The following is a 23,938-nucleotide window of genomic DNA, read 5'->3' on the forward strand; positions in this document are numbered from 1 at the left end:
GCATCGCCCTGCATAGTACCCGGGTCACTATGACCATGCCCACACCCCACTCCGCCGCTCCCCAGCCGGTGTCCGGTCCGGGTCTCTTCGGTGCCCCCCGTCAGGACATCCTCGCATCTCTCGTTGTCTTCCTGATCGCGATTCCGCTGTCGCTCGGCATCGCGCTGGCTTCCGGCGCCCCGATCATGGCCGGCCTCATCGCCGGCATTGTCGGCGGCATCATCACGGGGTTCATCGCGGGCGCCCCCCTCCAGGTGACTGGCCCGGCGGCCGGCCTGACCGCGATCGTGTTCGGGATGGTGGAGCAATTCGGCGACTGGCGCCTGGTGGCCTCTGCCGTCGTGCTTGGCGGCGTCATCCAGATCGCGCTCGGCGGCGCGCGGATCGCCCGCCTGTGCCTGGCGGTGTCGCCGGCCGTCGTGCACGGCATGCTGGCCGGCATCGGCGTCACGATCGCGCTGGCGCAGCTGCATGTCGTCCTCGGCGGCGCGCCCGAGAGCCAGGCCCTGAAGAACTTCCTGGCGCTGCCCGGCCAGTTGGTGGTACTCCATGCCCCCGCTGCGTTCCTCGGCCTGGCCACCATCGCATTGCTGCTGGCGTGGCGATGGGTGCCACGTCCCCTCTCGCTGGTGCCCGCGTCGCTGGTCGCCGTGATGACGGCGACCGGAGCGTCGGTGCTGCTCGGCCTCGACGTGGAGCGCATCAACCTGCAGGGCGGCTTCGCCAACGGCTTCCAGTTCGCCCTCTGGCCCGGCGCGCAGCATCTCACCGCCGTGCTGATCGGCGGCATCACGATCGCCGCCGTGGCGAGCGTCGAATCGCTGCTCTGTGCCGTTGCCACCGACAAACTGCACACCGGTCCACGCGCGAATCTCGATCGTGAGCTCGTGGGACAGGGGCTCGCCAACACGGTGTCGGGGCTGCTCGGAGGCCTGCCCGTGACGGGCGTCATCGTGCGTTCGTCGGCCAACATCAACGCCGGCGCCAGGACGCAGCTCTCGGCCATCCTGCACAGCGTCTGGATCCTGCTGTTCGTGCTGTTCCTCGGTTGGGGGATCGAGATGATCCCGCTCTGCGTGCTGGCCGGTCTCCTGGTGCACGTCGGCATCCGCCTCGTCGACGCGCATCACATCCGTCGACTGGTCACCTTCGGTGAAGCCTTCGTCTATGCGGTCACCGTCGCGGGCGTGGTCGTGCTCGGCCTGTTGCCGGGCATCGGACTCGGCCTGGCGCTGGCCGTCGTGCTGCTGCTGCGCCGTCTGTCGCAGACCAAGGTGCAGGTCGAAGGCGCCGAGGGGCGGTACCACGTGCGCATCGGCGGCTCGATGACGTTTGTGGGCATCCCGAGCCTCACCGCCGCGCTCGAGACCATTCCGCCGCGGGCACACGTGGACGTGGACCTGATGGTGGACTTCATGGACCACGCGGCCTTCGAAGCGCTGCACGACTGGCGCGTGGGCCACGAACGGATGGGCGGCAGGGTCGACATCGACGAACTGCACGAAGCCTGGTACGCCGACGCGGCCAAGGGCGCGCCGCACTACGCGAAGTCGCGTCTCGACAGCCTGCTCGGCGCGCTCCGGCGTCGCTCGCGGAAGGAGACGTCGCTGGTCGCCCCCGGCGACGGCAGCGAGCCGCTCATCCAGGGCGCCGCGGCCTTCAACGCCACCACGTCACGCGACGTGCGGCCGCTGCTGAGTCATCTGGCCGACGTGGGACAGACGCCGCAGGCGCTCTTCATCACGTGCGCCGACTCGCGGATCGTCCCGGCGGATCTCGTGAACGCCGACCCGGGCGACATCTTCGTGCTGCGCAACATCGGCAACCTCGTGCCGGAGTGGACCGAGCGTCCGGACGACTACTCGGTCGGCGCCGCCGTCGAATACGCGGTGGACGTGCTCAACATCCACAGCATCGTCGTGTGCGGCCATTCGGAGTGCGGTGCCATGAAGGCCCTGATCGGCGGGCACGAATCGCTCGGTGGCTCGCTCAGCCGATGGTTGTCCAACGGCATGTCGTCGATGTCGCGCCATGGCGTGGCGCCCGTGCATCCCAACGGCACCACGCCCCACAACGCCCTCGCGCGGACCAACGTCGTCGAGCAGATGGATCGGCTGCTGACGTATCCGTCGGTCCAGCGGGCGCTGGCGAACCGGTCGCTGCGTCTCTACGGCTGGTACTTCGACCTGAAGCGTGCGAAGGTCACGGTGTGGGACCAGGATCTCGGCCAGTTCGTGGACGCGGGCATCCAGTCTCCGGCACTGGAAGCAGCGTCACGCGCGTCCGCGTGACGCTGTCCTGGGTCAGACGACGGTGCCGGACGGCACCGTCGAGCCCTTCGGCACGATGATGATGCCCTCGCGGATGACGTAACCATTCCCTTCCGCGTCCTGCACGCCAGCCGAGTTGACCAGACGCGCGCCGTCGCCGACGCGCGCGTTCTTGTCCACGATCACCCGATCGAGCACCACGTCCCTGCCGATGCCGAGCGGCACCCCCGTGTCGTCGCTGTCGCGGCTGTAGTAGTCGGCGCCGAGGAGCACGGAATTCGTGATCCGGGCGCCGGCGCGCACCTGCGTGCGAATCCCCACCACGGCGCGATCGATGTCGCACGAGGCGAGCGAGCAGCCCTCGGCGATCACCGCGCGATTCACGCGACAGTCGTGCACGCGGGATCCGGCCAGGAAGCGCGGGTGCGTGAAGATCGGTGCCGTCTCGTCGTGGAACGTGAATGCCGGGATCGGATCGGTGAGCTTCAGGTTGGCTTCGAAGAACGAGCCGATGGTGCCGACGTCCTCCCAGTACCCGCGATACAGGTACGCACGCACGCGATGCGTGTCGATCACCGCGGGGATGATCTCCTTGCCGAAGTCGACGGCATCGGCGTAGCGCTCGAGCGAGTCGAGCAGCACCTGCTTGGAGAACACGTAGATACCCATCGACGCGATGAACGGCCGCTCTGGCGTGATCCAGGACGCGATGCGGCTGTCGATGGGGACGCTCTGGCCGATCGCGGAGAGTCTGTCGGCGTCGGGCTTCTCCTCGAAGCCCGAGATCTGCCCGTTGGCGTCGAAGCGGAAGATGCCCATCTGTGTGGACGTCTCCGGATCGCACGGCTGTGCGGCGATGGTGACGTCGGCGTCCTGCTCGATGTGATCGGCGATGAGCTCGCCGAGGTTCATGCGATAGAGGTGATCGCCGGCGAGGATGAGGATGTGGTCGGCCTGCATCGAGTGGAAGTGCCGCCACGCTTGTCGGACCGCGTCGGCCGTGCCCTGGAACCATGCCGTGCTGTCGGGCGTCTGCTCGGCGGCCAGGATGTCCACGAAGCCCTGCGAGAAGTGATCGAGCCGGTAGCTCTGGGCGAGGTGCCGGTTCAGGGAGGCCGAGTTGAATTGCGTCAGCACGAAAATGCGCCGCAGGTTCGCGTGCAGGCAGTTGCTGACGGGCACGTCGATGCGACGTTACTTGCCGCCGATCGGTACGGCCGGCTTGGAACGGGTCCACGTGAGCGGAAACAGCCGGTTACCGCGGCCACCGCCGAGGATGAGCGTCAGCACTGAGGGCATGGTGCGCACACCTTAACTCCGGCAACCGGCAACCGGCAACCGGCAATCGGCAGCAGGCAGGGCTGGCCCTCCGCCCTTCGACAAGCTCAGGGCGACCTGAGCGGAGTCGAAGGTCGGGCCCGACCTCACGACGGGTCAGCGGATGGCCCGAATTGTTTACGTGGAATTTACAGGGAGGGGCCTTGCGGCAGGGCTATGATGGCCCTGCCTGTGCGACGGTCCGCGTCCATGCGTCTGTCTCCCCAGCCACATCCCGATGCCCACGCCACGTGCGCCGGGACACCAGACCGTCCACAGCCCTAGGAGAGTTGCGTGGCCCGATTCAGCCTCATCCCCAAAGACGGTCGCTTCTTCGACGATTTCATCCAGCTGGCCCAGGAGATCCGCAAGGCCGCGGAGATCCTCGACGGCATGGTGGCCGAGGACGTGCCGCGATGGGACGCGGCAGACGAACTGAAGGCGCTCGAGCATCAATGCGACATCGTCGCGCACGACGCGTTGCACCGGTTGAACAAGACGTTCGTCACCCCGCTCGACCGCGAAGACATCCACACCCTGGTGCTGTATCTCGACAACGTGATGGACATGATGGACGCCGCCGGCGGCTGCATCAGGCTCTATCGCGTGCAGCACGTCAGGTACGGTGCCCGCGAGCTCACGAACGTCATCCTTCGCTCCGCCGAGCAGATACTGCTCGCCACGCAGAAGCTCGAAGGACGACAAGGCCTCGAGGAACACGTCGTCGAGATCAACCGCCTGGAGAACGAGGCGGATCAGATCCACCGTCAGGCCATCGGGCGGCTCTTCTCCGAAGAGCAGAATGCGATCGAGGTCCTGAAGTGGAAGGAGATCCTGGACCTGCTCGAGCGGGCCACCGACGAGTGCGAAGACGTCGCCAACGAGATCGAGGGTCTCGTGGTCAAGTACACCTGAGACCGGCCCGACTCCATGGATGCAGCCCTGCTGGTCGTCATCGCGCTGATCCTCCTGGCGCTGGCGTTCGACTACATCAACGGCTTCCACGACGCGGCCAATTCGATCGCCACCGTGGTGTCCACGCGCGTGCTCACGCCAGGACAGGCGGTGGTCTGGGCGGCGTTCTTCAATTTCGTTGCCGCATTCGCCTTCGGCACCGCGGTTGCCAAGACCGTCGGTTCGGGCATGGTGGAACTGCGCTACGTCACGTTCGCGGTGATCGGCGCCGGGCTCACGGGTGCGATCGTGTGGAACCTGATCACCTGGTTCTACGGCCTGCCCACCAGTTCGTCGCACGCGCTGTTTGGCGGCTACGCCGGGGCCGCGGTTGCCAAGGCCGGCCTGCCCGCGATCATCTGGTCCGGTTGGGCCAAGACGCTCATCTTCATCGTCGTCGCGCCGGTGGTGGGCCTGTGCGTCGGCCTGGCCACGATGACGGCCACGTTCTGGCTGTTCCGCCGGTCGGCACCCGCCCGCGTGGACATGCTGTTCCGCCGCCTCCAGTTGCTGTCTGCCGCGCTCTTCAGCCTGATGCACGGCGCCAACGACGCGCAGAAGACGATGGGCATCATCACGGGCGTGCTCGTGACGGCGGGCTACCTGCACACGTTCGAGGTGCCGTTCTGGGTGGTCATTGCCGCGCATCTGGCGATCGGCCTCGGCACGCTGTCCGGCGGCTGGCGCATCGTGAAGACGATGGGCAGCAAGATCACCAAGCTCGCGCCCGTGGGCGGCTTCGCCGCCGAGACGGGCGCCGCCGTCGCCATCCTCATCGCGACGGTCCTCGGCGTGGGCATCAGCACCACGCACACGATCACGGGGTCGATCGTCGGCGTCGGCGCGACGCGCCGTCTCTCCGCCGTGCGCTGGGGCATCGCCAGCCGCATCGTCTGGGCCTGGGTGATGACCATTCCCGCCGCCGCCCTCGTCGGCGCGTCGACGTTCTGGATCCTGCACCTGCTCGGCGCCGACTAGACGCCGCCCGGTTGCCCGTTGCCGGCCCGCCAGGCCCCGGTTGCCGGTTGCCCGTTGCCGGTTGCCGGCCGTGAGGCCCCCGATTCGTGATAAGACTCTGGCCGTGTCCAGCGACCGGCCCGCGGGGCAGGGCTCGAACACGGCGCTCGCGCTGGCGACCGTGTCGTTCACGGTGTCGTTTGCCGCGTGGGGCCTGGTCGGCGGCCTGGCCTCCATCTTCTCGAACCTCTATGCACTGACGGCATCGCAAACGGCGCTGCTCGTCGCCGTGCCGGTCCTGCTGGGATCGCTGGCCCGTCTGCCCATGGGCATGGTCACCGATCGCTGGGGTGGCCGATTCGTCTTCGCGGCGCTGCTCGTCTTCTCGTCGCTGGCCGCGCTCGTCGTACCGCTGACCGACAGCTACGCGACGTTGCTGGTCGCCGCGCTCCTCATCGGGATGGCGGGATCGTCGTTCTCCGTCGGCGCGGCGTTCGTGTCACGATGGACGCCACCCGGCCGGCAGGGAACCGCACTCGGCATCTACGGACTGGGCGCGCTGGGGCAGTCGCTGGCCGTCTTCGTCGGTCCCGTGGCGGCGACGCGCTGGGGCTGGCAGGCGGGGTTCTACGCGACGAGCGTCCTCCTGCTGGTGTGGGCGATGGTCTACGTTGCGCTCGCGCGCAATCCCGTCGGCGCCGCGCGGCCCGCCAGTGTGGGAGCGATGGTGACGGTGTTGCGCCGCTCTCCGATCGCGTGGCTGCTCGGCGCCTTCTACTTTCTGACGTTCGGCGGCTTTGTCGCCTTCTCGATCTACCTGCCGACGCTGCTGCGCGTGCAGTTCGGCATGACGCCTGCCGACGCCGGCTTGCGTGCGGCGGGCTTTGTCGTGCTGGCGACGCTGATGCGACCCGTGGGCGGCTGGCTGGCCGATCGCATCGGCGGGGCGCAGGTGTTGTCATGGGTGTTCGGCGGCGTGGCGGTGATGGCGCTCCTGCTGATCTCGTCGGCGATGGTGCCCTTCACGGTCGGCGCGCTCGGCTGCGCGGCGCTGCTCGGCGCCGGCAACGGTGCCGTCTTCAAGCTCGTGCCCGAACACTTTCCCAGGGATACGGGCACGGTCACCGGCCTGGTTGGTGCGCTCGGCGGCCTCGGCGGTTTCTTCCCACCGATCCTCCTTGGCGTCTTCCGCGATCAGGTGGGCGTGATGTGGCCGGGGTTCGTGCTGCTCTCGCTCACGGCGCTCACGCTGCGCATCGCCAACGCCCGGGTCTTCCGCCCCGCTGACGTCGCATGGGCGCGCGGACTGCCCGTCGCGGCGCGCCAGGCGCTGGAGCGTGTCAGGGCGGGTGCGTGGGCCACGCTCATGACGGCGGGGCTCGGGGCGATGATCGTGGTCGGCTCGCGGAACCTGCAACACTTCGACGCGGCACTCGTCGGTTACACGTTCGCCACGCTGTTTGCCACGTTCGGGATCACCTATCGCTACGCAATGTGGCTCAATCGGCCGCCGACCCGCATGTACTGGCGGCGCGGGTGGCAGGCGTTCTTCGAGCGTCGGTCGCTCGCCGGCAATGCCGTCGGACTCGTCGGGCGCACGGTGGTCGAGTTCGCGGCCAACGCCTACATCTTCCGGCGCGGCCGGCTGCGCGGGCTGGCGCACTGGCTGATCATGTGGGGCTGCGTGCTCGCGGCGGCGATCACGTTCCCGCTCGTCTGGGGCTGGGTCCACTTCGAGACCGTGCCCGGCAATGTGGACATGTATCGCACGTTCGTCTTCGGCGTGCCGGTCCAGGACTTCCCCGTGGAGTCGACGCTCGCGTTCGTGATCTTCCACGGGCTCGTGTGGTCGTCGTTCCTGGTCATCGGTGGCGTGATGCTGGCGTTCAGGCGGCGCATGATCGATCACGGTGCCGTGGCCGTGCAGCAGTTCGGCCAGGACATCCTGCCGCTTCTGTTGCTGTTCGCGATCAGCATCACGGGGCTGATGCTCACTGCCAGTTACACGTGGATGAGCGGGTACGCGTACGAGTTCCTCGCCATCCTCCACGCCGTAACGGTGATCGTCACGCTGCTGTGGCTGCCGTTCGGCAAACTGTTCCACGTCTTCCAGCGCCCCGCGCAGCTCGGGGTCGGCTTCTACAAGGACGCCGGCCGTCGCGGCGAGCAGGCGCAGTGCCGGCGATGCCGGCAGCCCTTCGCGTCGCTGGCCATGGTGCGCGATCTCGCCATCGTCGAACGCGAACTCGGGTTCCGTTACGAGATGCCCGACGGGTCGCATTATCAGGACGTCTGTCCGACGTGTCGCCGGGCGCTCTTCGGCCTGGCACAGGGTGCGCTGTGGCGCGAGTATCTCAACGACCGCGGGACGCGGGAAGGAGCGTAGGCCGTCATGGCGGAGATTCCTGTCGATCCTCTGCAGATCATCAGCGGCTTCGGCCCGCACGTGTCGTCGATGACCGGTGCCCGGTTGTCGACCAGTCTCGAGCCTGACCGGACCGTCAAGACGCATTGCTGCTTCTGCGGACAGCAATGCGGCATCCAGTTGAAGGTGCGCGACAACCAGGTGATCGGGTTCGAGCCGTGGGAGGAGTTCCCGTTCAATCGCGGAATGCTGTGCCCGAAAGGCGTCAAGCGCTACCTGCAGGGTTCGCATCCCGATCGCCTGACCACGGCGCTGCGCCGCGACCCCTCGTCGAGCACGGGTTTCAGTCCGATGCCGTACACGGAGGCCATCCAGCGCGTGGCGGCGGAGGTCGGCCGGATTCAGGCCGAGTACGGGCCCGGGGCCGTGGCTGTGCTCGGCGGCGCGAGTCTCACCACCGAGAAGACGTATCTGCTCGGCAAGTTCGCACGCGTGTGCCTGAAGACGCCGTTCATCGACTACAACGGCCGGCTGTGCATGGTGAGCGCCGGGGCCGCGAACAAGAAGGCCTTCGGCATCGATCGCGTCACGAGTCCGTGGGCCGACATGATCGGCACCGAGGTGATCTGGGTGGCCGGCTCGAACGTGGCCGAGTGCTCGCCGATCACCACGAACTACCTGTGGCAGGCGCGCGAGCAGGGTGCGCGCATCATCATCCAGGATCCGCGCATCACGCCGGTGGCACGCACGTGCGACCTCTACCTGCCCGTCAAGCCGGGGCGTGATGCGGCGCTCTTTGCCGGCGTGCTGCAGATCATGATCGAGCGCGACTGGCTCGATCACGAGTTCATCGCCGCGCACACGACAGGCTTCGACGATGTGGCGGCCTATTGTCGCGACTGGACGCTGGCGCGCACGGCCGATGTGACGGGCGTCCCGCAGCGCGCGCTGCTGCAGGCCGCCGAGTGGTGGGGCACCGCCACGAGCAGCTTCCTGCTCCACGCCCGCGGCATCGAGCATCACTCCAACGGCGTGCAGAACGCGCTCGGCGCGATCAACCTGGTGCTCGCATCCGGACGCATCGGCACGTCACAGAGCGGCTACGGCACCATCGTCGGGCAGGCCAACGGCCAGGGCGGGCGCGAGCACGGTCAGAAGTGCGATCAGCTTCCCGGCTGGCGCGACATCAGCAATCCGGATCATCGTCGCTACATCGCCGGTGTCTGGGGCATCGACGAGGCGGCCCTGCCAGGACCAGGTGTCGACGCCTATGAGTTGTTCCGGAAGATCGATCGCGGCGAGATCAAGGGACTGTTGTCGATCTGTTTCAACCCGAAAGTCTCGCTGCCCGACAACGCGTTCGTCACGCGATGCCTCGAGAAGCTCGAGTTCTACAGCGCGATCGACTTCTTCCTGAACGACACCGCCTGGCATGCCGACGTGGTCCTGCCCGGCAGTCTCCACGAGGAGGATGAAGGCACCGTCACGCAGGTCGAGGGGCGGATCATCAGGATCAACAAGGCTGTCGACTGCCCGGGTGACGCGCGTGAGGACTGGCGCATCATCCAGGACATCGCCGCCGCGCTCGGCCGGCCGCACGGCTTCACGTTCGCCGACCCGCGCGAGATCTTCGAGGAACTGCGCGTTGCCAGCCGGGGCGGGGTTGCCGACTATTCAGGCGTGACGTACGAGAAGATCGACAGGCAGTTCGGCGTGTTCTGGCCGTGCTACAGCGAGGACCCGCAGACCGGACAGCCGATCGATCACCCGGGGACGCCGCGCCTGTTCGAGCGCGGCAGCTACAACCCCGTGGCCAGGGGCGCCGGACCGTTCTATTTCCCCGACGGCCGCGCGCGCTTCAACGTCGCCGACTATCGTGAACCCGTCGACGATGCCGGCGGTGAATTCCCCATTCATCTGACGACAGGACGCGTGATCAGTCAGTTCCTGTCTGGCGCGCAAACGCGGCGGATCGGACCGCTGGTGCGCCAGTACCCCGAGCCGCGCATCGAGATGCACCCGCGACTGGCGACCAGACTCGGCATCGCCGATGGCGACTGGGCCACGGCAGAGACGCGCCGCGGTGCGATCACGCTGCGTGCGCAGGTCGTGACAACGATTCGTCCCGACACGATCTTCATCCCCTACCACTGGCCTGGCCGCAAGAGCGCCAATCAGCTCACCGTGGCCGCGCAGGATCCGATCAGCAAGATTCCTCAATACAAGGTGTGTGGCTGTCGGGTCAGGCGGGCCGACGGACCACCGGACTACGCCTCGACGCTGGAGCCGCAGCAGTAGCTGCACGGACGCCATGGCCAAGCCCGATCAGCTCGAATTCTTCGTCGATCCCAACCGCTGCATCGGCTGCCAGTCGTGCGTGCAGGCGTGCTCGGAATGCGACACGCACCGCGGCGAGTCGATGATTCACCTCGAGTACGTCAGTCGCGCCGAGAGCGTGCAGACGGTGCCCGTCGTCTGCATGCATTGCGAGCAGCCGACGTGCGCGGAGGTCTGTCCGGCCGACGCGATCAAGCGGACCGGCGACGGCGTGGTGCAGTCGGCGCGCAAGCCGCGCTGCATCGCGTGCGGCAACTGCGTCGTCGCGTGTCCGTTCGGCGTGCCGGAGGTCTACGAAGACCGGAAGATCATGATGAAGTGCGACATGTGCTACGACCGCACCAGCGTCGGCAAGAAGCCCATGTGCGCGACGGTGTGTCCGAGCCAGGCGCTGTTTTTCGGTACGCGCGAGCAGATCGCGCAGCTCCGCCCGCTCTCGGCTCCCGTCAACACGTTCCAGTTCGGCGACCAGACGATCACGACACGCGTGCGGGTCATGGTGCCGCGTGCCGTGGCGATCCGCGCGCCGCATGTCGACGTCGTGGCGGCGATGGACGATCGCACGCAGAGTCGCGCGGTCACGCTGAAGATGGCGAGTCCGGATGCGGTATCGGACGCCGCGCCGATCGATGTCGATCCGTTCGCAGAGGTCGAGGTCTGACATGGCGGATGTCGAGCGCAGGGCCTGTCCCGATCCGGCGACGCCGGCGTCGCCTCTGCAGGGCATGCCGCGACACGTCGATCCGTCGTCGTTCGGGCACGACCACATCAGCATCGCCCCTGACTTCACGCCGTCCGGGGCGCAGCCGGCGTGGCGTCAGGATTTCCCGATCGACTGGCCGCAGGACCTCTATGTGGAGCGCCGTGACTTCCTCAGGTTCATGGTGCTCACGAGCGCGGCCTTCACGACGGGCCAGTTGTGGATTGCCGTGCAGAACTGGTACCGCCGTCATCGCGGCCGGCCGCCGGTCCGGCGCGTGGCGTCGCTGGCCGAGGTACCGGTAGGCGGGAGTCTCGTCTTCCGGTATCCGGACGAACACGAACCGTGTCTGCTGGTACGGCTCTCGGTGGACGAGTTCGTGGCGTTCAACCAGAAGTGCACGCATCTGTCGTGCGCGGTGGTTCCGCGGCCGGCCGAGAACAGCCTCTTCTGTCCCTGTCACAACGGTCGCTTCGATCTGCGGACCGGCGTGCCCATCGCGGGCCCGCCCAAGCGGCCGCTCACGCGGATCGTGCTGGAGCGTCGCGGCTCGGACATCTACGCGGTCGGCGTCGAGGCGCGCACGACATGACGCGTCACAGGCCCGCGTTCAGCCGCGCCCAGCGCACGACGATCGTCCACGGGATGCTGGGGTTCGTGCTCATCGTGGTCATCCTGCAGCTCTGGCTGCTGACGGCGACGATGAACGCGTGGCTCGGTGGAGACGAATCGCTCGTGTGGCCCGGGCTGGCCGTCAGCGCGGGCGGGCTCGCGCTGAACGTGGGATTGCTGGCCTATCTCCGTCGCATCGAGCGCGCCAGCCGTTCCTGACGCGCGCCTGTCAACTGCTGACTGCTCGCGAAGGCGTCGCCGCCGGATTTCATCCGGCGGACGGGCACCACTGACTGCCGGACAAAGTCCGGCAGCCCGAGAGAGTCCGGCAGCGCGCGTAGAGGAGGACCGGCTCTCCGAGCCCGGCCCTTCGCGCCTGCCCGCTCACGCGCCGATGAACCGATAGCCGAGGCCCACGACGGTTTCGATCTGCTCGCCTGCCGTGCCGAGCTTGGCGCGGAGGCGGCCGACGTGGACGTCCACCGAGCGCGTTTCGATCGTGTGGTCGTAGCCCCACACGCGCTCGAGCAGGCGGTCGCGCGAGAGGACGCGGTTGCGGTGTTCGACCAGGCACTGGAGCAGCTCGAACTCGCGGCGCGTGAGTCGAATCGGCGAGCCGTCGACGTGGATGGCGACGGCATCGAAGTCGGCGGTCAGGTGCGCGTCGCGATAGACGTGTGCAGCGGGTCGCTCGTCGGCGACGGCGGACGGGCGACGCAGCACGGCGCGCACGCGCGCGGCGAGCTCGCGCAGGCTGAACGGCTTGGTGATGTAGTCGTCGGCGCCGAGATCGAGCCCCGCCACGCGGTCCACTTCCGTCGCGCGCGCCGTGAGCATGACGATGGGGACGTGACGTGATGCGGGGCGTGATTTCAGCACGCGGCACACGTCGAACCCGGACAGCACGGGCAGATTCAGGTCCAGGATGATCAGGTGCGGCGGCATCGCCGCCACCGCATCGAGCGCTGCCGCGCCGCTGGACACCGTCTCGACGCGCGTTCCCGGCTCCCGTTCCAGCGCATGTCTGACGAGATCCGCGATGTCGCGCTCGTCCTCGACGATCAGGATGCGAGTAGTCACGCCCACCCACGGTACGTCGCAGTCATGTCCCCCGCGTGTCGGGACGGTTAATTCCGTGTTTCCGCCATGCGCGGGCCGGGCAAGGCCATGTGCGGGCCGGGCGTTCCTGTTTATGATGGTCCGTGCCTACTCGCGCTGATGCCGCGCCCCACCTGCGGGCCAGGGAGAACCGGTTCCGGCTCGTCTTCCTGGTGATCCTCGTCTTCGGGATCACGGCGATCTTCATCGGGATGATCCGCTCGTTCCTGATGACGATCCTGCTGGCGGCGATCTTCGCCGGGCTGGGGTACCCGCTGTTCGCCGCGCTGACCGTACGGTTGCGGGGCAGGCGTGCGCTGGCGGCGCTGGCCACGCTCTTCATCGGCGTCCTGGCTGTGGTCGTGCCGCTCGGCGTCGTCGTGTGGCTGGTCACGCTGCAGGCGATTCGGCTCAGCGAGAACGTCCGACCGTGGATCGAGCAGATGGCCTCGCAGCCGACGTCGCTCGCACCGGTGGTCGAGCGCTTGCCGTTTGCCGAACACCTCGTGCCGTATCGCGACCAACTGCTGCAGAAGGCCGCCGAGCTCCTGAGCGGCCTCGGTGGCGCCACCGTCGCCGCGCTCTCGAGCACGACGCTCGGCGGGCTGCAGTTGGTCTTCAACGCGGCCATCATGGCCTACACGATCTTCTTCCTGCTGCTCGACGGACCGCGGATCCTGACGGCGCTGCGCCGTTTCCTTCCGCTCGGCGAGCACGAGCGCGATGTGCTGCTCGACAAGTTCGTGTCGGTCGCGCGTGCCACCCTGAAGGGCACGCTCGTCATCGGCGCGGTGCAGGGCACGCTCGGCGGCCTGGCGTTCTGGGTGGCGGGCATCGAACACGCGGCGTTCTGGGGCGCGGTCATGGTGGTGCTGTCGGTGATTCCTCTGCTCGGCGGCGCCATGGTGTGGGTGCCGGCCTGTATCATCCTGGCACTCAGGGGGCAGTGGGTGACGGCGTTGCTGCTGGCCGCTTTCTGCAGCCTCATCGTGGGTTCGGTCGACAACGTGCTGCGCCCTCGTCTCGTTGGACGCGACACGGAGATGCACGACCTGATGATCCTCTTCTCGACGCTCGGTGGCATCATTGCCTTCGGCGCGATCGGCTTCATCATCGGCCCCATCATCGCCGCCCTCTTCCAGACCGCGTGGGAGCTGTTCGGTGAAGCCTTCTCGGATCAGCTGCCCCCCTCGGAGGGAGTGGTGGACATTACCAATGCCGAGAATGCCGAAAGCGCCGGAAACGCCGGCCTGAGCTCCTGACGTCCTCTTTCCTTCGCCCTGACGTCCTGTTTTGTGCGGCTTCGCTGGAGTGTTCAATCGTGATGGGGCGCCTGTCGACCCGGAGTGGCTGTCGAGGATGGCCGCGACGCTCGGCCATCGTGGCCCTGACGGCAGCGGGTGCTGGACCGATGGCGGCATCGGTCTCGCGCATCGCCGGCTCAGCGTGATCGACGTCTCCGACGCCGGGCGTCAGCCCATGGCCTCCGAGGATGGCCGCATCATCGTCAGCTACAACGGCGAGATCTACAACTTCGAGGACGTCCGCCGGCTTCTCGTCGAGAAGGGCCACCGGTTCGCGTCGCGCACGGACACGGAAGTGATCGTGCACGCGTGGGAGGAGTGGGGCGTCGAGGCCGTGGCGCGCTTCAACGGGATGTTCGCGTTCGCGGTGTGGGACCGCGACGCGCGCACATTGTGGCTCGTGCGCGACAGGCTCGGCGTCAAACCGCTCTACTACGCGTCGATGGGCACTCGACTGGTCTTCGGATCGGAGATCAAGGCGTTGCTCGCCGTGCCGGGTGTGACGCCAACGCTCGATCCCGTGGCGCTCGACGCGTTCCTGGCGCTCAACTACGTCCCGGGACCGCGCACGATCTGGCGCGAGGTGGCGCAGCTGCCGCCTGGTCACGTGCTCACCGCGACGAGGGATCGGCTCGACGTGGATCCGTACTGGGACGTGCGGTTCGGGAAGGATCCACTGACCGATCGCGGTGCCGCGATCGGAGACATCCGCCGTCTGTGCGACGATGCCGTGCGCATGCGACTGGTGTCGGACGTCCCGCTCGGGGCGTTCCTGAGCGGCGGCCTCGATTCGTCGGCCATCGTGCACTTCATGCGGCCGCGGCACGCAGGCCCGCTGCACACGTTCAGCGTCAGGTTCGACGAACCGTCGTTCGACGAGGGGCCGTTCGCGGCTCTGGTGGCGCGGACCTACGACCTCACGCATCACGAGATCGTGTGTCGCGCAACTGATGTCCCGGCGTGTCTCGAGCGCATCGTCTGGCACGCCGACTCGCCGGTCGCCGACATCTCGATGGTGCCCATGTACAGGCTCGCGCAGGAGACGCGCCGCCATGTGACGGTGGTCCTCTCGGGCGATGGTGGCGACGAGGTGTTCGGCGGATACGCCGTCTATCACGCTGATCGCCTCGCGCGTGTCTGGCGTACGCTGCCACGCTGGTTTCGCGACAGGCTGGTGCGTCCCCTCGTGGAGGTGCTGCCGGCATCCAGCGGGAAGATGAGCCTCGACTACGCGTTGCGCCAGTTCGTGGCGGGTGCGGGGGAGTCGCCCGAACGCGCGCACTACACGTGGCGGACCATCTGCAACGACGGGGAGCGTGCCTCGCTGCTGAGGCCGGATGTCCACGCGGAGGCGGCGCGCGAGCAGGCACCGGACGCGCCGTTTCTCGCGGCGTACCGCGCGTCAGACGCCCCCGATCTGCTGGACCGCCTGTTCCACGTGGACGTCAAGACGTTCCTGGCCGACTCCATCCTGCCGAAGGTCGATCGGACGACCATGGCGTTCGGGCTCGAAGCGAGGACACCCTGGCTCGACTATCGGCTGGTGGAGCTCGGGGCGCGGATCCCGTGGCGCTGGAAGCTGCGCGGACGCGACACGAAGGTCATCTTCAAGGAGGCCATGCGCGGCCTCGTCCCCGATCCGATCGTGGCACGCACGAAAGCCGGCTTCCATGCGCCGCTGGCGGCGTGGTTCCGTGGTCCGCTCGAGCCGCTGGTGCGTGATGCCCTCTCGCCGGCGTCACTGGCCGTGTTGCCGGAACTGCAGCCGGCGCCCGTACAGGCGATGATGGAGGCGCATGTCGCCGGCAGGGCCAATCACGCCTTCAAACTCTGGGGACTCGTCACCCTCGTTCGCTGGGCGCATGCCTGGCGCCATTGATCGCATGCCCGAACCCGTCTCGATCATCGTCCCGGTTTACAACGAGGAAGGCGCGATCGCGGAGACGCTCGCCGCCATCGAGGACACGATGCACCACACTGGGCGCGCCTTCGAGGTCCTCGTCGTGGACGATGGGTCGGTCGACGGGACGGCAGACGTACTGACCGCCGTCGGTGCGCGCGTGGTGCGTCATCGCGCGAACCGCGGATACGGCGCGGCGCTGAAGACCGGGATTGCCGCCACCACGTATCCGCTCATCGCGATCCTCGATGCGGACGGGACCTATCCCGTCGCACGACTGCCGGCCCTGCTCACGCAGGCCGATGACGCGGACATGGTGGTCGGCGCGCGTACGGGCGGGAGCGTGCACGTGCCCGCGCTGCGGCGGCCCGTCAAGTGGATGCTGACGCGCGTGGCCAACGTGCTCAGCGGGCATCGCATCCCGGATCTGAACTCCGGGATGCGCGTGTTCCGGCGCGACGTGGCGCTGCGATTCTTCGAACTGTATCCGGACGGCTTCTCGTTCACGTCCACGATCACGCTGGCGTCGCACATCAACGGCTATCGCGTGGAGTACGTGCCCATCGACTACTACCGCCGCACGGGCGCCTCGTCGATCCGTCCCATCCGCGACACGATCAACTTCTTCCTCCTCATCGTGCGTCTCGTGGTGACGTTCCGTCCGCTGAACGTCTTCCTCCCGGCGGCCGCGCTCCTGCTCGTGCTGGGCGTGGTCAAGGCTGCCGTCGACTTCAGTCGCACGGGCGCCTTCGGCGTCGGCGCCGCGATCCTGATCCTCACCGCCATCCAGATCGCGCTGATGGGTCTGCTCGCCGATCTCGTGACGCGACGGACCAGTCTGTAGAATCCCGCGGCCCCTGAACCATACGGAGGCCAGGGCCTTCAGCCCCTGGCGCCGACGAACGGGTCAAAACCCGTTCGCTCCATCCGAAGAGCAGCTGGCAAGGCCGCCCTTGTCACCGCGGCAGCGTGACGGTGAAGACGGCTCCCGAACCGTCTGTCCGGTTGCCGGCGCTCACCTGGCCACCGTGGAGTTCGACCAGGTGCCTGACGATCGAGAGGCCGAGGCCGGTACCGCCCGACTCGCGTGAGCGGGCCTTGTCCACGCGGTAGAACCGTTCGAACACGCGCGAGAGCTCGGCGTCGGGGATCCCATGCCCCGTGTCGGCGACAGACAGGCGCACGCGGTTCCCGTCCGAGGAGGCGAGCAGATCGATTCGGCTGCCTTCGGGCGTGTACGCGCTCGCGTTCTCGACGAGGTTGCGGAGCACGTCGTGCAGCTTGGCGGGGTCCACGCGGATCGTCAGTGCCGGCGGCGTCACGTCGATGTGGACCGACTGGCCGCGCGCGGCGGTGATCGGCTGCAGGTCCGCCGTCACGGCCTGGAACAGCCCCTCGACCGAGACGTCGGCGAGTTCCAACGGTTCCTGGCCCGCGTCCAGGCGCGCGAGGCGCAGGAGGTCCTGGACCAGTCGCTCCATGCGCGCCGAATGCCGCGCGATGATGTCGAGGAACCGCACCGTCTCTGGCGACTGCGTCGGGCCGTCGAGCAGCGCCTCGACGTAGCCGCGGATCGCCGTGAGCGGCGTGCGGAGCTCGTGCGACACGTTGGCAACGAAGTCGCGACGGATGCGATCCGCGCGGCGGAGGTCGGTGATGTCGTGCAGCACGAGCACCACCGCGCGGCTGCCCGGCGCGATCGCGGGTGAGCAGCGCGCGATGAACGTCTGTGCGGCGTCGCGTCCGATCGCCAGCTCCAGCCCGCCCGGCCGTTCGCCGTGCAGCGCCTGGCTGATCTGCAGCGCGATGTCGGGGTGCCGGATCAGCTCGCCGTAGCGCCGGCCGATGGGAGAGGCGTCGAGGCGGAGCAGCTTCCGCGCGGCTTCGTTGGCCAGTTGGACCTGCTCGTGCTCGTCCACCACGATCACGCCTTCCACCATGCCGGAGAGCACGGCTTCGAGGCGCGCGCGATCGCGCGTCAGGTCGCCCAGTCGCGTTTCGAGCAGCGTGGCCGCGGTGTTGACGGCACGCGCGACGCGCCCGATCGCGTCTCCGCGCGTCTCGGGCAGCACGGCGCGAAGTTCGCCGCTCCCGAGCGCGCGGACCGCCGTGACGACGTCGCCGATTCTGTCGTCGACCACTGTCAGGGCGACCCATGCCGTGATCACGGCCGACACCGCTGCCGTCACGAGCCCGACCAGGCCGATGCGCAACAGGAACGCCGCAGACGTCTCCAGCGGCTCCTGCGTCACCCACGCCACGGCCACCGTGAACAGCGGCGTGAACAGCGCCGTCTGCAACGCCGTCAGGATGACGAAGGTGGGGATTCTCATGCCGAGTGCCGGTTCATTTCAGCTTGTACCCGAACTGCTTCACCGTTTCGATCGCGTCGATGAGCGGCGGCAGCTTCTCGCGGAGGCGGCGGACGTGGACGTCGACGGTCCGGGATCCGCCGGTGTACTGGTAGCCCCACACGTCGGTGAGCATCAGGTCACGCGAGAGTACGCGGCCGCGGTGTTCGAGGAAGTACCGCAGCAGCAGGAACTCCTTGGCTGTCAGGCGCACGTCATCGCCGGCGTGCGTCACGACGTGGCGATCGAGATCCATCCTGATGTCGTCGTACTCCAGCACGTGCTCGGGTGACGGGACAGGTGCGGCCGCCGCCGCTGCGACGCCCCGGTGCGACCGGCGCAGGAGGGCGCTCACGCGCGCCACCACTTCCTTGGCGCTGAACGGCTTGGTGATGTAGTCGTCGGCGCCGAGCTCGAGGCCCACGATGCGATCGCTCTCCTCGGCGCGTGCCGTCACCATGATCACGAGGATGTCGGCCGACTCCGGCGTTGCGCGCAGTTGCCGGCAGATCTCGAGGCCGTCCATGCCGGGCAGCATGCGATCGAGGATCACGAGTTCCGGCCGGCGATCCCTGATGCGTGCCAGCGCCGCCTGACCTTGCGACAGCACGTCGACGTCGTGCGACGCACGTTCGAGGTAGTAGCGCAGGAGCTCGGCGATGTCGGGGTCGTCCTCGACGACCAGGATGCGGCTCATGAGGGGAGTGGCTCCGGTCGTCCGTGGAGGTGGCCACGCAGCGTCTCGACTGTCGCGTCGTCGACGGCGCGTCGCAACTCGGCATCCGACGCGTAGCGGCGTCTTGCGATGCGTCGCCCGGACACCTGCCACGCGACGCTGACGCCGTCGAAGGGGTCCGGCGTGAGCGTCATGTCGTTGCCGTCCACGTGGCCACGATAGTGATCGAGTTCGAAGCGATCCTGCCAGCCATGACACAACGCCAGTGAGATGAGATCCGCTGCCCGGAGCGACGCGTAGTCGCGCAGGAAACCTGCGAAGGTACCCGCGTCATGCGAAGCGAACGTTGCCACACGGCTGTCACGTTCGTGTGACAGGGCCCTGAAGAAGTCGCGCCAGTCCGTGTCGCCGTCATAGCGCGCGTAGGCGGTGACCGCGTGGTGGGCGACGAGCGCCGCAACGTACGCATCGTCGCCGAGCGTCTCGACGGCGCGCGGCCACACGGCCTGCCGCCGCGCCACGGGCAGGTGGATGAAGTCCCACGGCGCGCCCGTCTCCGGGTTCACCATCGGCGCATCGTCTTCGAGCGCCCAGCCCGTATCGTGCTCGCGTGTGGCGATGAGCAGCCGCTCGCGTGTAGGGCGGTCGGGTACGCCGTCGGCGCGCCAGTGGGTGAGGATGTCGGCGGCAAGCGCGGCGTGGTCGGGTTGCCTGATGAGCAGCCAGCTGTCGCCGTCGGGTCTGACGATCACGCGAGCACAGTACAACACGTGGCGCGCGGACACGCGCCGGTCGTGTGCGTCACGCGATCGCGTTGCCTCGTTGGAAGCGATACGGGATCTGGCTCGTGTCGTCCGGCAGGCGGTAGTGATCGGGGTCCGCGTAGTCGTACCCTGCGCTCGGCAGGTTCAGCAGGAGAGTCGGATTGTGGCTCGTGGCCATGACGCCGTGCCACACGCCCGCGGGCACGATCACCAGTTCCGGCCGCGCGATCGACAGGTGCATCTCGTTCACGCGGCCCGCGGTGGACGAGTCGCGCCGCCCGTCGTACAGGGCCAGCGTGAGGCTGCCGCTGCTCACGAACAGTCGGTCGATGGTGCGCACGTGCGTGTGCCACGCGGAGACGGCGCCGGGCATCAGGAGCACCTGGAACACCTGCCCGACGGGGCCATCGCACCATTCGGCGCGGAACACTTCGGTGAGGACGCCCGCTCGCTTGGTCACGGGGCGGATCTGGACGATCTCCACGCCGTCGATCCTGTCGCGGCCAACGGGCTGCCAGTCGGCCGTCACGCTCTGTCGATCCTTGATCATGCCCTCGAGCGGAGTGATGAGCGTGGACGACTCGTGCACATGCATGAGGTTCCTTTTATCAGAGATCGGGCAGGCCTCGACGGCGTCGCAGCCAGTGCAGGAATCCGCCGCGGCCGGGGTGCCGCACCGCCAGCCAGACGGCGACCGGATGCAGTCCCAGCCTGGCGGCCTGGCGGAGGGCGGCGTTGCGCACGGCTCTCGCGACCTGCGCGCGCGGGCGAGCGCAGGCCGGCAGGCGCCCTCCCTGGGTCTGGGCATGCACGTAGGTCGTCAGCACCTCCTCGACCCAGTCGTCGCCGGCCACGACCCGTCGTCGCCACGCCTCGTGCTCGGTGGCGTCGACGGATCGATAGGATCCCACGCGTGCGCCTGACGGCAGGCCGAGTACCGACACGCGCCGAAGTTCGACGAGTCGCGCACCCGCTCGCGCGGCGCGCCAGAGCCACTCCTGCGATGGGGCGAGCCGCAGCGTCCAGCCGTTGCGCCACGGCCCGATGCGTGTCGTGAGGTCGCGACGCCACACCCATGACGAGGCCGGGATGCCGAGATCGGTGGAGTAGTGTCCGAGCGGCGATGGCCCGAGGAGCACCACGGTGCGGTCAGGCAGCAGGCTTGCCTGCCACGTGTAGACGAGGTCGGCGCCGCTGCGATCGAGGTGCGCGAGCGCGTGCTCGAGGTGGTCGAGTCGCCAGAAGTCGTCGTGGTTGAGGAAGGCGAGCCTGTCGGCGCGCGCCAGTCGCACCCCCTCGTTGTTGGGGACCGACTGCTCACCATGGTTGCGCGGCAGGTTGACAAAGCGCAGGCGCGCATCGCCGAAGCGCGCCACGGCGTCTGCCGTGCCGTCGGTACAGGCATCGCCCACCACGATGGCTTCCCAGTCGCGGACGGTCTGGTGCCGGAGCGCGTCGAGCACTTCGGTCAGCACCGCCCGGCGGTTGTACGTCGCAATGACAATGGAGACGCAGGGTTGGCTGCTCACGGCTGGGGCGACCGCACGCGCCGGAGTGTAACGCACGACGCGTGGCGGCCCGCGGGGGCCCAGGGCCACGTGCCTCGCGCGGTCTCGTGAACGGAGCCTCCATGGAAAAGGGGCGACTCCCGCGAGGAAGTCGCCCTCTTCAGCATCTGATAACCACGTTCTGGCCCCTCCTCGACACAGTTAGTACCCTTGATGGTCCTTCAAAGGAGGCTTGGATGCGTCTCATGCAAGTTCTTCGTGGGTGTCTGCTCATGGCACTCCTTTCTGCTGTGGCGGCGCCGGTAGCTGCTCAGAGCCTGCCGCCCGGCGTCGAAGCTGTCGCGGAACGCGTCTATACGGCGACCATGTCGTCCAACGCGCGCTTCGTCGCGTGGACTCGCGACTCCGACCTCGCCACGCTGGTCGTCAGGGACCGACAAGTCGCCACGACCAGCGAAATTGCCCTCTCGACACTTGCGCCGGGTGCTCACGTGAGATCGATCACTGCGATCCACGCGATCAGCGACGACGGCCGCTATGTGGTCGCCACCGGGTACTACAGCGGCACCTACTTGTCGGAGGACATCACTGTCAGGTTCGACAGGAGCACCGCGACGTCCGTCGTGCTCAGGCAGAGCGGCAGGATTGGATGGGGAGATCGGATGGAAGGCACGAGGTTCGGGATGAGCCGCGACGGTCGTACGGTGGCGTGGCTGTCCGGACCTTGGACTCCAGACACGCCACCGGACGCACCGGTTCGCGTCATGCTCTGGCGTGATGGTCAGGGTGATCCCATCGAAATCGGCACGACGTGTGTCCGCCCCTCCGGAGCTTACGGCGCCATGTGGCCCTGCGTGCCGGGACCCGTGGTCAGCGGCGATGGCGCGTTCGTGTTCTACGCGGCCGGCGACACGACAGCAGAGGCCATCGCCGCGTACGCGGTGGCGACGGGCGAGAAGACGTACTACCCACAGGTGAAACCCTCGGCATGGAACACCTCATACGTCCTCGCCGCAACGGGCCCTGGCGACTACGTGCTCACGCATGTCGGCGATCCACCGGATGTGACGGTTGCGCTGCTGCATCGAGCCAGCGGGAAGGTCGACACGATGCCCGAGCAGCCGAACCTTCGCGCCATCGGCCTGAGTGACGATGGGGAACGTATCCTGATGCTGGGGAATGAGTACTTCGATCGGCGCAGCGGCATCGTCACGACATTGCCCGCGACCGACAACATCGCCATCTCCGCGGATGGACGCCATGTCCTCGCGCTCCACGCACGTCCGAACTACGAAGGTCATGACCTGCGCCTCATCGATCTCGACGCCGACAACGACGGGATACTCGATGGCTGGGAGACATACTTTGGCCTCGATCCGACGAACCCGGCCGATGCAACGCTCGATGCCGACGGCGACGGCGTGAGCAACCTCGACGAGTTCCTCGGCCGGTCGCATCCATCGGCACCCGCCGCGCACACGCGCCTGTTTGCAGAGGGGGCTTCGGGCACGTTCTTCGACACGATCGTCAGCCTCTTCAACCCTGGTACCGCCCCCATCGACGTGGTGACACGCTGGGTGGGCGCCACGGGAGGCACACCGGCGAGTCGGGCCGTGCGACTCGATCCGAAGGGGCGCATCGATCTCGCGTCGTGCTGCATCGGGACGCTCGATGCCACCGAATTCGGCGTGATCGTCGAGAGCACGGGGCCCGTCGTGGCTGATCGCCGCATGCTGTGGGATCGCGTCACGGGCTATGGCAGCCACGCCAGCACGGGCAGTCCAGCCGCGTCGAACACGTGGTACTTCGCGGAAGGGGCCACGATCAGCGGTATCCAGACCTTCATCCTGCTCCAGAATCCCGGGCCGGTTCTTGGCAGCGTCACCCTCAATTTCCTGCTGTCTGACGGGACGCAGGAGGCGCGCCCCGTGAGCGTTCCGGCGCGGTCGCGCCGCACGGTCTGGGTGAACCAGGAAGGCGGGAGGCTGGCGTCGGCGGAGTTCGCGACAGTGGTCGTGTCGTCGGTCCCGATTGTCGTCGAACGGGCGGTCTATCGCAACGCCGGCGGGCAGACGTTCTCGGCGGGCACCGATGCGATCGGCGCGACGGATCTGGCCGACCGCTGGTTCTTCGCCGAGGGGACAACGAAGGGTGATTTCGACACGTTCATCCTCGTAGCCAACCCTGCCGATACCGCCGTCGATGTGACAGCGACGTTCGCGGGTGCCGGGAGCGACGGCACGCCCGTCGATGAGACGCGGACGTACACCATGGCACCGATGAGTCGCCTTACCATCTGGGCTGACGCGCTGACCTCGCAACTCGCATCGGCGGACTTCACGACGACGATCACCGCGACAGCCCCTGTCGTGGCCGAACGTGCGATGTGGTGGAAGGCCGGCCGGAGTGAGTGGACCGAAGGCCACGTGGAGTTCGGCGCGACGGAGACCGGCCTGCGGTTCGCGATCGCTGATGCCGCGACGATTCCGGCAACCGTCACCGACACGTTCGTGCTGATCGGTTCGCCGGATGGCACACCTGCGTCGATTCGCCTGACGGCGTACCCGAGTAGCGGCACACCGCAGGTGGCAGAGTTCACCACGGAAGGCGCGCGGACCACCGTGTGGATGCGTCAGAGCTTCCGATCGCTCGTGGGACCGTACGCGATCGACATCGAGTCACGCCCGATCGGCGCCGCCCCGGCCACGCCCATCGTCGTCGAGAAGGCCATCTACCGCCACAACCTCGAATCGGGCGCCGCCGCCAAGGCCACGCTCCTCCCCGTCGTTCCCTGAACGAGAGCGCAAAGCGAAGGGGGCGACTCC

General features: G+C 67.9%; 20 protein-coding genes. 12 read left to right on the plus strand and 8 right to left on the minus strand.

All coding sequences use genetic code 11. The features are described 5' to 3' along the window. Positions 1-35 precede the first annotated feature (35 nt). Positions 36-2,291, plus strand: coding sequence for a bifunctional SulP family inorganic anion transporter/carbonic anhydrase (locus IT182_12260; GenBank protein ID MCC6164113.1), 2,256 nt, complete (start codon positions 36-38; stop codon positions 2,289-2,291). A 12-nt stretch (positions 2,292-2,303) separates the two neighbouring features. Here the strand turns inward: IT182_12260 and glgC are convergent, their stop codons facing one another. Both glgC and IT182_12270 read right to left on the minus strand, forming a co-directional pair. Further along, a complete protein-coding gene (glgC, locus tag IT182_12265; protein ID MCC6164114.1) occupies positions 2,304-3,452 on the minus strand; it encodes a glucose-1-phosphate adenylyltransferase in 1,149 nt (382 codons plus the stop codon). Between the two features lie 12 nt (positions 3,453-3,464). Beyond that, positions 3,465-3,569 (minus strand): hypothetical protein, encoded by a 105-nt coding sequence (locus tag IT182_12270; protein ID MCC6164115.1) that lies wholly within the window; start codon positions 3,567-3,569, stop codon positions 3,465-3,467. Positions 3,570-3,881: 312 nt separating this feature from the next. Between IT182_12270 and IT182_12275 the strand changes: the two genes are divergently transcribed. The 7 genes from IT182_12275 (at position 3,882) to IT182_12305 (ending at position 11,731) form a co-directional block, all read left to right on the plus strand. Beyond that, a complete protein-coding gene (locus tag IT182_12275) occupies positions 3,882-4,502 on the plus strand; it encodes a DUF47 domain-containing protein (protein MCC6164116.1) in 621 nt (206 codons plus the stop codon). Positions 4,503-4,517: 15 nt separating this feature from the next. Then, complete coding sequence (locus IT182_12280; GenBank protein ID MCC6164117.1) at positions 4,518-5,519, plus strand: inorganic phosphate transporter; 1,002 nt, start codon at positions 4,518-4,520, stop codon at positions 5,517-5,519. 103 nt (positions 5,520-5,622) lie between these two features. After that, complete coding sequence (locus IT182_12285; protein MCC6164118.1) at positions 5,623-7,884, plus strand: NarK/NasA family nitrate transporter; 2,262 nt, start codon at positions 5,623-5,625, stop codon at positions 7,882-7,884. Between the two features lie 6 nt (positions 7,885-7,890). Then, a complete protein-coding gene (locus IT182_12290; GenBank protein MCC6164119.1) occupies positions 7,891-10,161 on the plus strand; it encodes a molybdopterin oxidoreductase family protein in 2,271 nt (756 codons plus the stop codon). 13 nt (positions 10,162-10,174) lie between these two features. Then, positions 10,175-10,861, plus strand: a complete 687-nt coding sequence (locus IT182_12295; GenBank protein ID MCC6164120.1) for a 4Fe-4S binding protein — start codon at positions 10,175-10,177, stop codon at positions 10,859-10,861. Positions 10,862-11,084: 223 nt separating this feature from the next. Then, positions 11,085-11,492 (plus strand): Rieske 2Fe-2S domain-containing protein, encoded by a 408-nt coding sequence (locus tag IT182_12300; GenBank protein MCC6164121.1) that lies wholly within the window; start codon positions 11,085-11,087, stop codon positions 11,490-11,492. Beyond that, the gene (locus tag IT182_12305) at positions 11,489-11,731 is read left to right on the plus strand and encodes a hypothetical protein (GenBank protein MCC6164122.1); all 243 of its coding nucleotides are present in this window, start codon (positions 11,489-11,491) and stop codon (positions 11,729-11,731) included. The genes IT182_12300 and IT182_12305 overlap by 4 nt, the downstream gene beginning before the upstream one ends. A gap of 165 nt (positions 11,732-11,896) precedes the next feature. Here the strand turns inward: IT182_12305 and IT182_12310 are convergent, their stop codons facing one another. Continuing rightward, positions 11,897-12,592 carry a response regulator transcription factor gene (locus tag IT182_12310; GenBank protein MCC6164123.1) on the minus strand — a complete coding sequence of 232 codons (696 nt, stop codon included), beginning with the start codon at positions 12,590-12,592 and terminating at the stop codon, positions 11,897-11,899. Between the two features lie 230 nt (positions 12,593-12,822). Here IT182_12310 and IT182_12315 point away from each other — a divergent pair, with 230 nt between their 5' ends. From IT182_12315 to IT182_12325, 3 genes are read left to right on the plus strand one after another with little or no spacing between them, the layout of a single operon-like run. After that, the gene (locus IT182_12315; protein MCC6164124.1) at positions 12,823-13,872 is read left to right on the plus strand and encodes an AI-2E family transporter; all 1,050 of its coding nucleotides are present in this window, start codon (positions 12,823-12,825) and stop codon (positions 13,870-13,872) included. A gap of 49 nt (positions 13,873-13,921) precedes the next feature. Then, positions 13,922-15,793 (plus strand): asparagine synthase (glutamine-hydrolyzing), encoded by a 1,872-nt coding sequence (asnB, locus tag IT182_12320; protein ID MCC6164125.1) that lies wholly within the window; start codon positions 13,922-13,924, stop codon positions 15,791-15,793. Further along, a complete protein-coding gene (locus tag IT182_12325) occupies positions 15,777-16,658 on the plus strand; it encodes a glycosyltransferase family 2 protein (protein MCC6164126.1) in 882 nt (293 codons plus the stop codon). The genes asnB and IT182_12325 overlap by 17 nt, the downstream gene beginning before the upstream one ends. Before the next feature lie 112 nt (positions 16,659-16,770). Here the strand turns inward: IT182_12325 and IT182_12330 are convergent, their stop codons facing one another. From IT182_12330 to IT182_12350, 5 genes are read right to left on the minus strand one after another with little or no spacing between them, the layout of a single operon-like run. Continuing rightward, positions 16,771-18,147 carry a PAS domain-containing protein gene (locus tag IT182_12330; protein MCC6164127.1) on the minus strand — a complete coding sequence of 459 codons (1,377 nt, stop codon included), beginning with the start codon at positions 18,145-18,147 and terminating at the stop codon, positions 16,771-16,773. A gap of 13 nt (positions 18,148-18,160) precedes the next feature. Beyond that, positions 18,161-18,862 (minus strand): response regulator transcription factor, encoded by a 702-nt coding sequence (locus tag IT182_12335; protein MCC6164128.1) that lies wholly within the window; start codon positions 18,860-18,862, stop codon positions 18,161-18,163. Beyond that, on the minus strand, positions 18,859-19,593 hold the full coding sequence (locus IT182_12340; protein ID MCC6164129.1) for a DUF3891 family protein: 735 nt from the start codon (positions 19,591-19,593) through the stop codon (positions 18,859-18,861). Before IT182_12340 ends, IT182_12335 begins: the two co-directional genes overlap by 4 nt. Before the next feature lie 49 nt (positions 19,594-19,642). Further along, on the minus strand, positions 19,643-20,155 hold the full coding sequence (locus IT182_12345; protein ID MCC6164130.1) for a dTDP-4-dehydrorhamnose 3,5-epimerase family protein: 513 nt from the start codon (positions 20,153-20,155) through the stop codon (positions 19,643-19,645). A 58-nt stretch (positions 20,156-20,213) separates the two neighbouring features. Then, on the minus strand, positions 20,214-21,134 hold the full coding sequence (locus IT182_12350) for a glycosyltransferase family 2 protein (GenBank protein MCC6164131.1): 921 nt from the start codon (positions 21,132-21,134) through the stop codon (positions 20,214-20,216). Positions 21,135-21,385: 251 nt separating this feature from the next. On the opposite strand from IT182_12350, the gene IT182_12355 reads away from it, so the two are divergent. Further along, positions 21,386-23,908 (plus strand): hypothetical protein, encoded by a 2,523-nt coding sequence (locus IT182_12355; GenBank protein MCC6164132.1) that lies wholly within the window; start codon positions 21,386-21,388, stop codon positions 23,906-23,908. Positions 23,909-23,938: the final 30 nt, after the last annotated feature.

It is taken from the genome of Acidobacteriota bacterium (assembly GCA_020845575.1).
GTDB lineage: Bacteria > Acidobacteriota > Vicinamibacteria > Vicinamibacterales > Vicinamibacteraceae > Luteitalea.

Bases quoted from the DNA above. Each gene is read 5' to 3' on its own strand.
- IT182_12260 (MCC6164113.1), top strand. From the start codon at position 36: ATGCCCACACCCCACTCCGCCGCTCCCCAGCCGGTGTCCGGTCCGGGT.
- IT182_12270 (MCC6164115.1), bottom strand. From the start codon at position 3,569: ATGCCCTCAGTGCTGACGCTCATCCTCGGCGGTGGCCGCGGTAACCGG.
- IT182_12280 (MCC6164117.1), top strand. From the start codon at position 4,518: ATGGATGCAGCCCTGCTGGTCGTCATCGCGCTGATCCTCCTGGCGCTG.
- IT182_12290 (MCC6164119.1), top strand. From the start codon at position 7,891: ATGGCGGAGATTCCTGTCGATCCTCTGCAGATCATCAGCGGCTTCGGC.
- IT182_12295 (MCC6164120.1), top strand. From the start codon at position 10,175: ATGGCCAAGCCCGATCAGCTCGAATTCTTCGTCGATCCCAACCGCTGC.
- IT182_12305 (MCC6164122.1), top strand. From the start codon at position 11,489: ATGACGCGTCACAGGCCCGCGTTCAGCCGCGCCCAGCGCACGACGATC.
- IT182_12315 (MCC6164124.1), top strand. From the start codon at position 12,823: ATGATCCGCTCGTTCCTGATGACGATCCTGCTGGCGGCGATCTTCGCC.
- IT182_12325 (MCC6164126.1), top strand. From the start codon at position 15,777: ATGCCTGGCGCCATTGATCGCATGCCCGAACCCGTCTCGATCATCGTC.
- IT182_12330 (MCC6164127.1), bottom strand. From the start codon at position 18,147: ATGAGAATCCCCACCTTCGTCATCCTGACGGCGTTGCAGACGGCGCTG.
- IT182_12335 (MCC6164128.1), bottom strand. From the start codon at position 18,862: ATGAGCCGCATCCTGGTCGTCGAGGACGACCCCGACATCGCCGAGCTC.
- IT182_12345 (MCC6164130.1), bottom strand. From the start codon at position 20,155: ATGATCAAGGATCGACAGAGCGTGACGGCCGACTGGCAGCCCGTTGGC.
- IT182_12355 (MCC6164132.1), top strand. From the start codon at position 21,386: ATGGCACTCCTTTCTGCTGTGGCGGCGCCGGTAGCTGCTCAGAGCCTG.